Annotated in this window: 14 protein-coding genes; 2 read left to right on the forward strand and 12 right to left on the reverse strand. The window is 39.8% G+C overall.

Going from position 1 to position 11,044, the window contains the following annotated elements:
- The first annotated feature begins 401 nt into the window (after nucleotides 1-401).
- Nucleotides 402-1,163, forward strand: a complete 762-nt coding sequence (pdaB, locus tag HNR31_RS18225) for a polysaccharide deacetylase family sporulation protein PdaB (RefSeq protein WP_181557584.1) — start codon at nucleotides 402-404, stop codon at nucleotides 1,161-1,163.
- A 24-nt stretch (nucleotides 1,164-1,187) separates the two neighbouring features.
- On the opposite strand, the gene HNR31_RS18230 is transcribed toward pdaB, so the two are convergent.
- Nucleotides 1,188-1,808 carry a KinB-signaling pathway activation protein gene (locus HNR31_RS18230; protein ID WP_181557585.1) on the reverse strand — a complete coding sequence of 207 codons (621 nt, stop codon included), beginning with the start codon at nucleotides 1,806-1,808 and terminating at the stop codon, nucleotides 1,188-1,190.
- A gap of 154 nt (nucleotides 1,809-1,962) precedes the next feature.
- Here HNR31_RS18230 and gerD point away from each other — a divergent pair, with 154 nt between their 5' ends.
- Nucleotides 1,963-2,586, forward strand: coding sequence for a spore germination lipoprotein GerD (gene gerD, locus HNR31_RS18235; RefSeq protein ID WP_181557586.1), 624 nt, complete (start codon nucleotides 1,963-1,965; stop codon nucleotides 2,584-2,586).
- A gap of 398 nt (nucleotides 2,587-2,984) precedes the next feature.
- Here the strand turns inward: gerD and HNR31_RS18240 are convergent, their stop codons facing one another.
- The 11 genes from HNR31_RS18240 to HNR31_RS18290 form a co-directional block, all read right to left on the reverse strand.
- Nucleotides 2,985-4,001 carry an Mrp/NBP35 family ATP-binding protein gene (locus HNR31_RS18240; protein ID WP_181557587.1) on the reverse strand — a complete coding sequence of 339 codons (1,017 nt, stop codon included), beginning with the start codon at nucleotides 3,999-4,001 and terminating at the stop codon, nucleotides 2,985-2,987.
- A gap of 108 nt (nucleotides 4,002-4,109) precedes the next feature.
- On the reverse strand, nucleotides 4,110-4,817 hold the full coding sequence (gene cwlD, locus HNR31_RS18245) for an N-acetylmuramoyl-L-alanine amidase CwlD (protein ID WP_181557588.1): 708 nt from the start codon (nucleotides 4,815-4,817) through the stop codon (nucleotides 4,110-4,112).
- 65 nt (nucleotides 4,818-4,882) lie between these two features.
- Nucleotides 4,883-5,323 carry a YbaK family protein gene (locus HNR31_RS18250; RefSeq protein ID WP_181557589.1) on the reverse strand — a complete coding sequence of 147 codons (441 nt, stop codon included), beginning with the start codon at nucleotides 5,321-5,323 and terminating at the stop codon, nucleotides 4,883-4,885.
- Between the two features lie 128 nt (nucleotides 5,324-5,451).
- Nucleotides 5,452-5,844 carry a 30S ribosomal protein S9 gene (gene rpsI, locus HNR31_RS18255; RefSeq protein WP_181557590.1) on the reverse strand — a complete coding sequence of 131 codons (393 nt, stop codon included), beginning with the start codon at nucleotides 5,842-5,844 and terminating at the stop codon, nucleotides 5,452-5,454.
- A 21-nt stretch (nucleotides 5,845-5,865) separates the two neighbouring features.
- Nucleotides 5,866-6,303 (reverse strand): 50S ribosomal protein L13, encoded by a 438-nt coding sequence (gene rplM / locus HNR31_RS18260; RefSeq protein WP_181557591.1) that lies wholly within the window; start codon nucleotides 6,301-6,303, stop codon nucleotides 5,866-5,868.
- Nucleotides 6,304-6,452: 149 nt separating this feature from the next.
- Complete coding sequence (gene truA / locus HNR31_RS18265) at nucleotides 6,453-7,196, reverse strand: tRNA pseudouridine(38-40) synthase TruA (RefSeq protein ID WP_181557592.1); 744 nt, start codon at nucleotides 7,194-7,196, stop codon at nucleotides 6,453-6,455.
- 13 nt (nucleotides 7,197-7,209) lie between these two features.
- Nucleotides 7,210-8,007 (reverse strand): energy-coupling factor transporter transmembrane component T family protein, encoded by a 798-nt coding sequence (locus HNR31_RS18270; protein ID WP_181557593.1) that lies wholly within the window; start codon nucleotides 8,005-8,007, stop codon nucleotides 7,210-7,212.
- A complete protein-coding gene (locus HNR31_RS18275) occupies nucleotides 7,997-8,872 on the reverse strand; it encodes an energy-coupling factor ABC transporter ATP-binding protein (protein ID WP_181557594.1) in 876 nt (291 codons plus the stop codon). The genes HNR31_RS18270 and HNR31_RS18275 overlap by 11 nt, the downstream gene beginning before the upstream one ends.
- A complete protein-coding gene (locus tag HNR31_RS18280; protein ID WP_181557595.1) occupies nucleotides 8,848-9,678 on the reverse strand; it encodes an energy-coupling factor ABC transporter ATP-binding protein in 831 nt (276 codons plus the stop codon). Before HNR31_RS18280 ends, HNR31_RS18275 begins: the two co-directional genes overlap by 25 nt.
- Before the next feature lie 132 nt (nucleotides 9,679-9,810).
- Entirely contained in the window at nucleotides 9,811-10,173 is a 363-nt protein-coding gene (gene rplQ / locus HNR31_RS18285; protein ID WP_181557596.1) for a 50S ribosomal protein L17, read from the reverse strand.
- A 61-nt stretch (nucleotides 10,174-10,234) separates the two neighbouring features.
- A partial coding sequence (locus HNR31_RS18290; protein ID WP_181557597.1) for a DNA-directed RNA polymerase subunit alpha occupies nucleotides 10,235-11,044 on the reverse strand: 810 nt, incomplete at its 5' end.

Here is an 11,044-nt window from a genome sequence, read left to right on the forward strand (position 1 = left end):
GTCCTGAGCCAGGATCAAACTCTCCATAGAAAGTTAAACAACCTAGCAAATTGACGTGGACGCTTCGTTTTGTTCAGTTTTCAAAGAACATTTTGCCTCATCAACGGCTTTTTTATACTAACACAGAAAACATTATATCGTCAACATTATTTTTTCTTGTTTTCATCAGCGACGTTTATAAATATATCATCTACTTAAACGATTGTCAATTTCTTTTTTGTATTTTTTACTTTAGCAATTATTTTCCTACTATAAACTTAAAATACTTCCCTTTTCTTTATAACGAAGTGGAAAGACAGGGTAGTGTTTACCTATCAAGCAGAACGAAATAGTTTTCATAACTCCATATGACAAGCATAAGATGGTCACAGAAACATTTTAGGACAAAGGAGGAGAGAATAATGAGTTTTTTCTATGCGTTAAACGTCCGTTCTTTAAAAAAAGGATTCATTATTGTTGTTGCTGCACTTTTTACCGCTTCTGTTTTATATGTCGAAGGAATTAACTACCCTACATTTTCAACGCCCAGTGGACCAAAAGCCGTTTATAAAGCAGAAAAAAGCAAACATGAAATATCCTTAACATTTGATATTAGTTGGGGGGATCAGAATGCACTGCCCATTCTTGACACATTAAAGAAAAACGGCATTAAAAATGCAACCTTTTTTTTGTCAGCATCCTGGGCGGAAAGGCATCCTGCTATTGTTAAACGAATTAAAGAAGATGGACACGAAATAGGAAGTATGGGGTATAACTTTACGGACTATACTCAACTAGAGGATACAAAAATAAGACAAGATTTAATGCAAGCGGGAAAAGTATTTGGAACACTAGGAATTAAAGAGGTAACATTACTTCGTCCACCAAACGGACATTTTAATAAAAAAGTATTGAAAATTGCTGATTCTTTAGGCTATACCGTTGTTCATTGGAGCATTGATTCAAAAGATTGGCTGAACCCAGGAGTAAATACGATTGTCAATAATGTAGTTGATAATATGGAAGCAGGTGATATTATTTTACTTCATGCTTCTGATTCTGCAAAACAAACTTCCAAGGCTTTACCACAAATTATTGAAGCCATAAAACAACACGGCTACCGCAATGTAAGTATTTCTGAATTAATCGCAAACGGCGAGGCCAACAGTAAAGAGGTCAACTAACATATGGGCAGAAGGAAGCTATGCTTAAGCTTCCTTCTGCTCATGAGATTCCCCTCCTGTCAATTTATGCAAAATAAGGAGTTGATAAGCGTTACAAATTAATAAAGGAATTAACATTAAATATAGCCAGTCTTTTTCGTTAATGCGCAATACTGGAAACCATTCAATGACAGTCACTACTACCATAAAAAATAATGCAGGAACAAATGCTCCTTTATTGGTTTGTTTGCTTTTGACGTACGCTACCACGAGACCGAATAACAAAATAAACAAGGCAACTAACATGTAGCTAACAATCGACTCTCCCTTCGTAGCAAACGCCTGATAGCGAAAATACACCAAATCAAAAAGCACAAAGGAGATAAGAACAATTTGCACAGAATTCCAAAGGGAAGCGGATCGAAATACCCCTAATCCAAATCGATGAATGGTTAAGTAAGAGAAAAACCCCATCTGGCTAATAATACTAAAAATAAAACCAACACCAATAAACCAAATTAATACAGCAAAAATTTCCCCTATTTGTAATTCAATAAACAGCTTTTGATACTTACTCCATTTAAGCGTGAATCCTATAATCGCTGTAGTGATTCCACCAATTGCTAATGTTGTTAAAAATAAGCGAACCCACTTGCGGCTGTTCACAGCTCCATCCTCCATCATTATTTCTAATCGTTCCTTTAAAATTGTATCAATCACTTTCTCAAAAAGCCAGCTATTCATAAGCGGAATGCATATTTTTTTGTCGAAAATTCATATTAAGGATAAGGACCTTTGCAGAAAGGAGCTTAATTTACACATGAAAAAAGGAACATTGCTCCTCTTATTGAGCTATTTCCTTATCCTTAGTTCTTGTGCTCCCCAAGAGATCAGCTCACCTCCGCCTGATTACGATCAGACGAAAAAAATGGTGGTTGATATTTTAAAAACAGATGAGGGAAAAAAGGCTATTCAAGAGGTTTTAAAAGATGAAAAAATCAAACAGCAACTTATTCTCGATCAAGCAGTAGTGAAAGACACTCTCGAACAAATTTTAGTGTCCAAGCAAGGGACCGAATTTTGGGAAAAAGCGTTTCAAGATCCAAAGTTTGTAGAAAGCTTTGCAAAAAGTTTAAAAACAGAACAAGAAAAAACCATTAAATCTTTAATGAAAGACCCAGAATATCAAGGGATGATGATAGATGTTCTGCAAAATCCAGAAATGGAAAAAGCTATGCTTACCGTTTTGAAAAGTAAAGAATTTCGTGGTCATCTTCAACAACTCATTACTGAAACATTTAACAGTCCTTTATTTAAAGCGAAAATTCAAGATATCTTAGTAAAAGCTGCTGAAGATATGCAGCAAGGAACAAAAAAGCAAGAAGGAAATGAAGAAGGAGGAGAAGGGGAAGAAAGTGGACAACAAGGACAAGGAGGCAGTTAAAAAAGCGATGACAACTCGCTTGCCCTGACCGCTTTGCAAAGAAAAAGCCACCAGAGCAAGGCTGGTAACCAATGAACTTCTCCCTCTCCGTTTAACAAATGAAAGATTTCTCAGAAAAGAGCAAGCGCCAATTTTGCCATCTTGGCTCCCGTGACGGACAAATGTTCTTCACCCGCTGGGCAGCCGGCTTACCACCGAGAAGGGAACTGGTTTGGCGCCGAGCTCTCAAGCATCATTTTTCAAGTCATGCTTTGTGTAACTATTGCACCAATGCCGATTCAAGAAGCAAACTGGTTGGTCGCTGATGCTGACAGTGTTCGTTTCACATTGATACTTTCTTATCTTTTTAAGAAGGAGCCCTCTCATGAAAAGAGACGCTCCTTTTGCTTTTATATGCGTTACGATCTTTCAATAATTTTACGCGCAATGTTCATATAAATTTTACCGATTGGATGGTCTTCCGCATATACAGACGGAGCAAAATCGTCATCATTCCAATCAGGCTGCTGGAGCGGCAACTGCCCTAATAGCTCTGTTTGCAGTTCTTTTGCAAGCTTCTCACCGCCTCCTTTGCCGAAGACGTATTCTTTTTCACCTGTTCGTCTGCTTTCAAAATAGGACATGTTTTCGATGACACCAATAATTTGATGTTCCGTCCGAAGGGCCATCGCCCCTGCCCTCGCGGCAACAAATGCTGCTGTCGGATGAGGCGTTGTAACAATAATTTCTTTACAGCTCGGAAGCAGCGAATGAACATCCAATGCGACATCTCCTGTTCCCGGTGGTAAATCTAACAGTAAATAATCCAATTCTCCCCATTCGACTTCTTGGAAAAAGCTGTTTAACATTTTTCCTAACATCGGGCCACGCCAAATGACAGGCGCATTGTCTTCCACAAAAAATCCCATTGAAATGACTTTAACCCCGAACCGTTCTACAGGGATAATTTTTTCTCCCCGCACAACGGGTCTCTCGACAATCCCCATCATATCAGGAACGCTAAATCCGTAAATATCCGCATCGATAAGCCCCACTTTTTTTCCAAGACGGGCAAGAGAAACAGCTAGGTTAACGGAAACGGTTGATTTTCCTACTCCTCCTTTACCGCTTGCAATCGCGATATAGGTCGTTTGTTTTTGAGAGTCACGATGCTTGGCGATTTCCTCATCGGAAAGTTGAGTAAATCGTAATCCTACTGACACAGCTCCTGCATTTTTTAATACCTGTACAACTGTCGTTTGCACTTGCAACTGCTCTGCTGTCCCTGTTTTCGCTAAAGCAATTTTGACACTCACATGTCCTTTGTCTTCCTTAATTTTGATTTCTTGAATCGCGTTTGTTTCTTTAAACGTTTTATGTAAAAACGGGTCTTGTATGTTTTCTAACAATCCTCTTACATCACTTTCCGTTAACATCGCTCATCACCAATCCTTATGTATTCGTTTTCATATTTTTACTATAACATACATTTGGAGGAATCGTGAACTTTATGCTTCCACCGCTATAGAAATAGAAAATCCTCCCTAGTTAGGAGGATTTTTTTCGTTTGAAAAGTATCGCAACACTCCATTATATATGGAAGCGGCAAGTTTCGTTTGATACTGGTCTGAAGCTAAAAGTTCGCGTTCTTCCGGGTTGGACAAAAACCCTACTTCAACAAGGGCCCCCGGTTTTTTCGCATATTTTAATAAATAAACCGTATTAATGACTTTGGCAGAACGATCCGTGTTTTCTAAATTGCGACGAAGCTCTGCTTGAATAAATTTGGCAAGCCGTTCATTTTCTATCAATGAACCGTAGTAAAAAGTTTGTGCTCCGCGCCAACGAGGAGAAGGGATGGCATTCAGATGAATGCTAATAAATAAATCTGCTTCAGATTCGTTAATAAATTTTACTCGCTTTCGTAAATCTTCCACTTTTCTACGGCTATACCCTCTTGTATCTTTATCAGCTAAGTCGCTATCATCTTCGCGTGTCAATAATACAAGCGCCCCTTGTTGCTGTAAATAGTCACGTAACTTTTTCGCGACATGTAAAGCAATGTCTTTCTCGATCACTTCTCCCCCTACGGCTCCACCGTCAGGTCCCCCGTGCCCGGGGTCCAAAACGATAATCCGTCCGGAAAGAGGAAGATTCCATGATTTCGTTGAACTTGTATCTGTAAAGATATACTGCAAAAAAATGATGAGCATAACGAAACCAATAACTGCACCCCATAGTTTTACTTTCATCGTTTCTCCTCCTGCGTTTCCCCCTTATTTATCTTATATGGGACAAGAGGAGAAAATAGAACTCATTAATGAAGTTTCAAGCGGCGCCGCTTTTTTCCTTTTTCAAATCCTTCGATCCACCAGTGGGAAATATAATGTTCGCACATATAATATAACGATTCACCTACGAATACATCATCAATATTTCCCCAAAAACATAAAAAGTCAAACAAGGTATCGATTAAGTATTTTTCTTCACGCCCTGAACGTCGTCTCACCATTTCCATCGGTTCACCGTAATAACCAAAGCGGCTGTAACTCGCTCCCAGTAAGTATGCCTCAATAGCTATATCAACACATCCATCTTCAATGACAGAAGGAAAAACGCGATATGTTCGATAAAAAGAGTCAAAGCATTCATGAACATGCTTTTTGAGCTTCTCAAGGGATAATTCCCGAAGCATTTTTCGCTCATATGTGATTTGCTTTTCCCTTTTCTTTTCCTTAAAAGACGTAATCACATTCATTTGCTTTCACGCTCCTTTGAGATGTAGTTTCTAACGATTTATCCCAAACATGCGTGAAAAAGAAATGATGAAAACAGAAAAAAATCCCAGCCGAATTGGCTGGGATTTTGCTAAACATATTATTAACATTAGCGTTTTGAGAATTGAGGTGCGCGACGAGCGCCTTTAAGACCGTATTTCTTACGCTCTTTCATACGAGCATCGCGAGTTAATAAGCCCGCACGTTTCAACGTTTGACGATATTCTGGATCAACTTCTAATAGCGCACGTGCAATACCGTGACGAATTGCACCCGCTTGACCAGAGAAACCGCCACCTTTTACGTTTACTAATACGTCATAGCTACCTAATGTTTCTGTCAATACTAATGGTTGTTTTACAACTTCGATTAATGCTTGAGATGGAATGTAATCTTGAATGTCGCGATTATTGATGATAATGCGTCCATCACCAGGAACTAAGCGTACACGCGCAACAGAACTTTTGCGACGGCCTGTGCCATAATATTGTACCTGTGCCAAAATAATACCCTCCTTAATCGATTATCCGCGAAGTTCGTAAACTTCTGGTTTTTGTGCTTGATGTGGATGTTCGCTGCCTCTGTAAACATGTAATTTTTTGAACATTTGACGGCCAAGACGACCTTTTGGAAGCATACCACGAACCGCTAATTCAAGCATTTTTTCAGGATAGTTCGTACGCATTTCAAGTGCTGTTCTTACTTTTAATCCGCCTGGATGCAAACTGTGACGATAATACAATTTGTCTGTTAACTTTTTACCCGTTAACTCGATTTTCTCTGCATTGATGATAATGACATGATCACCAGTGTCTACATGTGGTGTAAAAGTTGGTTTATGTTTGCCGCGTAAAATTGCTGCTACTTCACTTGCAAGACGACCTAGCGTTTTGCCTTCAGCGTCAACAACGTACCATTTACGTTCTACTTCCTTTGGCTTCGCCATGTAAGTTGTACGCATGATTTTCCCTCCTAAAATAAAAAAATGAGCTACGTTTTTATATTTATTTCAACACGATTAATTCCGGGGCTAATCGTGGGGTTAAAATACATACCATATGATATAATATCTCTTTAGGATACTAATGTCAAGAAAATGTTACACTAGGATTAGTTGTCATAGTAAACATTCCATAAATATAAGCCATGAGGGGGAGCTGTTTTTCCTGCAAGGCGGCGATCTTTTCCTTGTAAAATCGAAGGAATACAATCTGCCTCTCTTTTTCCTTGCCCAATCTCCAGTATCGTCCCGACAAGAATTCGTACCATATTATACAGAAAACCATTGCCGACAAAGCGAAATTCGAGACCGTTATGAGATGAAATGGCTTCCGCTTCATAAATAGTCCGCACTCGATCTTCAATTTCTGTCTTCGCTGAACAAAAACTTGTAAAATCGTGAGTTCCTTTCACCGCGTTCAGTGCATGCTTGATCGCTTCTATGTCCAATGCATATGGATAGTGATAACAATAGTATCGCGAAAACACATCTTGCTCTTCGGCCGTTCGTATTTTATAGCGATACTCTTTTGCGGTCGCACTAAAGCGAGCGTGAAAAGAAAAATCCACTTCCTGCACGTCTCTTACGACAATATCGTCAGGCAATAGAGCATTTAATGCTTTTTGCCAACGTTCGGCTGGAAGAAGCAAAGAAGAATCAAAATGAATGACTTGTCCGTATGCATGAACACCTGCATCCGTTCTTCCAGAAGCCGCTACACGAACCATCTCGCCTTTATGCATCTTTGCTAACGTTTGTTCCAATTCGCCTTGTACCGTCCGTTTATTTGGTTGAACTTGGTAGCCAGCAAAATGCGTACCGTCATAAGAAATAATACATTTTATTCTTTTCATCGCCGATTCCTCACTATGAACGTAATACGAACAAGATCATCGCTAATACAAAGACAGCTATCAAACAGAATGTATCCAAAGGCTTCCATGTGAGCTGACGAAATTTCGTCCTTCCTTCCCCGCCGCGGTAGCCCCGTGCTTCCATGGCAGTCGCTAACTCCTCGGCACGCTTGAACGAATTAATAAATAAAGGAACGAGCAAAGAAACAATGGCTTTTACTCTTTCGGAAAAAGAGCCTCCGGAAAAATCGACTCCACGCGCCGCTTGAGCTTTCATAATTTTTTCTGTTTCTTCTAATAACGTCGGAATAAATCGAAGCGAAATTGACATCATTAACGCAAGTTCATGAACAGGAACATGAAGTTTTTTTAATGGCGCCAGAAGACTTTCAACTCCATCCGTTACCTCAATCGGCGTTGTCGTCAACGTTAACAATGTGGTTATCATGATGAATAATAAAAAACGAAGAGAAATAAAAATTCCTTGCTTGATACCGCCCTCATAAATAGCAAGCCGGCCCCATTGATAAAGCAAATCCCCTTCTTTTGTCATGAACATATGCAGCAAAAATGTCACTAGCACAATCCAAAGAATTGGTTTCAGGCCCCTTAAAATAAAAGCAATCGGGATTCGCGATAAAAAGAGAAGAACAAGTGTAAACATCGTTAAAACGATATATGTTACACTATTGTTCGCTAAAAAAACAATAAACACGTAGATAAACACTAACAGCAACTTTGCGCGTGGATCCATACGGTGAATAATGGAATCACTAGGCACATATTTTCCGATAATCATGCTATTGATCATGGCCATTCACCCTAGAAAATAATTTTTCGACTCCTTCAATCACTTGCTCAAGCGTTAAACATGGTGAAGGAATTTCTACCCCAAGTTTCTTTTCCAGTTTCTGTTTGAACAATACTGTTTCCGGCACATCAAGTCCAATTTGTAATAAAGCGTCTGGGTCATGGAAGATTTGTTGGGGTGTTCCTGTTTTCCAAACTGTTCCTTTATGCATCACAATCATATGGTCAGCGTATTTTGCTGCATCTTCCATGTGATGTGTCACTAAAATGGTTGTGAGTTTCTTCTCGTGATGAAGGCGATAAAACATTTCCATAATTTCTGTGCGACCTCTAGGGTCTAAGCCGGCTGTTGGTTCATCTAATACGATCACCTCTGGCTCCATGGCAAGGACTCCAGCGATGGCCACGCGGCGCATTTGCCCACCACTTAAATCAAAAGGCGATTTTGTTAACACTTCTTCCGGAAGCCCTACTAACGAAAGAAGTTCTCTTGCTTTTTGTTTCGCCTCTTCTTCTGGAACACCAAAGTTCATAGGGCCAAAACAAATATCTTTTTCCACTGTTTCTTCGAATAACTGATGTTCAGGAAATTGGAATACAATCCCGACTTTTTTGCGTAACGGTTTTAACTGTTTTTGTCGTTTTCCACTTGTAATCGCTTGCTCGCCTACAATGACCTTTCCATTTGTTGGTTGTAACAAACCGTTTAAATGCTGCAATAATGTAGATTTCCCGGAGCCGGTATGACCGATAATTGCAACATACGAACCGCTTTCTATTGTTATATTGACATCGTATAATGCCCTGCGCGCAAATGGTGAGTTGGCATGATAAACATGTTCTACTTGCTGGAATATAATGTCCATAACTCGTCTACCAACTCCTCTACCGTAAAATAGTTCGAAGATAAAGGAAGGCCATGTTGTTTTAACTGGTTACTTACTTTTACAGCAAATGGCAAGTCCAGCCCGACTCGTTCTAACTTTACCCCTAGCGAAAAAATTTGTTTTGGTGTTCCTTCTGCCATAATTTCCCCTTTGTTCATGACAATGACTCGATCCGCTTTGGCGACTTCTTCAAGGTCATGAGTAATCGATAAAACAGTAATATGCTGTTTTTTGTTTAAATGTCGAACCGTTTCCAATACTTCTTGCTTTCCTTTTGGATCTAACATCGATGTCGCTTCATCCAAAATGATTAAATCCGGTTGTAGCGCAATAATTCCAGCAATAGCGACACGTTGTTTCTGTCCGCCAGAAAGATGATGAGGCTCATGCTGCAAAAATTCTTCCATGTTTACTTGCTGAACAGCTTCCCTTACCCGTTTGATCATGTCTTCGCGGGGTACTCCGTTATTTTCTAAGCCAAACGCTACATCATCTTCGACCGTTGTACCGACAAATTGGTTATCCGGGTTTTGAAATACCATCCCGACTCGCTTACGAATATCCCAAATCGTTTCTTCATTGAGTACAGTGTTAAACAGTTTGATAATTCCATTTTCCGGTTTAAGCAGACCAATAAGTAGCTTGGCAATCGTTGATTTACCAGACCCATTATGTCCAACAATGGCGACCCATTCACCTTTTTTTACTTGAAACGTCACATTCTGAATCGCGTAATGAGACTGATTCGGATATTTAAAAGATAGCTTTTCTACCGATAGAATCATGTGACTCGACTTCTCTCCTCTCTTCCACTCTATCTCTACTCTACTATAACAAAAGAAAAAGGAAAATAAAAAAAGGGCATAGATCCAGTTCAAAATAAACTGTCCCGCCCTTGTTAATTCACCGAATCGTTATTAAACTAGTTCAATGATTACCATTGGAGCGCCATCACCGCGACGTGGACCAAGTTTCATAATACGAGTGTAACCACCTTGACGATCTTGGTAACGTGGCGCGATATCGCTGAATAATTTTTGGATGGCATCTTGACCTGTTTCTGTATTGGCTACTTCTTTGCGGATAAACGCAGCTGCTTGACGACGAGCATGTAAATCGCCGCGTTTGCCAAGAGTAATCATTTTTTCTACTACTGAGCGCAATTCTTTCGCACGAGCTTCTGTTGTTTCGACACGCTCGTTAATAATTAAATCCGTCGCTAAGTCACGAAGTAACGCTTTGCGCTGAGCGCTTGTACGTCCTAATTTTCTGTATGACATGAGATGTCCCTCCTTTTTGAATGACTTGTAACATGAAAATGCCTAGTTAAGCCAATGTTAACTAGTCATCCTTACGTAACCCTAATCCTAGTTCCTCCAGTTTTGCTTTGACTTCTTCTAAAGACTTTCTTCCAAGGTTACGCACTTTCATCATATCTTCTTCTGTTTTTTGTGCAAGCTCTTGAACGGTATTAATACCGGCGCGTTTTAAACAGTTATACGAACGGACAGAAAGATCAAGCTCTTCAATCGTCATTTCAAGCACTTTTTCTTTTTGGTCTTCTTCTTTTTCAACCATGATTTCTGCATTTTGCGCTTCATCCGTAAGACCAACAAAAATATTCAAGTGCTCGGTCAAAATTTTCGCACCAAGGGCAATAGCTTCTTTTGGTCCGATGCTTCCGTCTGTCCATACATCAATCGTTAACTTATCATAATTCGTTACTTGACCAACACGCGTATTTTCAACTTGATAAGCAACGCGTGAGACAGGTGTATAAATTGAATCGATAGGGATAACACCTATTGGCTGATCCTCGCGTTTATTTGCATCAGCTGGAGTATACCCACGTCCACGCTTTGCTGTCATTCGCATGCGCAAGCGGCCACCTTCCGCTAGCGTGGCAATGTGCAGGTCCGGATTTAAGATTTCTACATCGCTGTCGTGAGTAATATCAGCAGCCGTGACAACTCCTTCACCCTGTACATCAATTTCAAGCGTCTTTTCTTCGTCAGAGTAAATTTTTAACGCAAGCTTTTTTATGTTTAAAATAATTGCTGTCACATCTTCTACGACGCCTTCAATTGTTGAGAACTCATGCAGCACACCATCTATTTGAATAGATGTCACAGCGGCACCAGGGAGTGAGGA

Origin of the sequence: Thermaerobacillus caldiproteolyticus (genome assembly GCF_013761245.1) — a bacterium.
Taxonomy (GTDB): domain Bacteria; phylum Bacillota; class Bacilli; order Bacillales; family Anoxybacillaceae; genus Thermaerobacillus; species Thermaerobacillus caldiproteolyticus.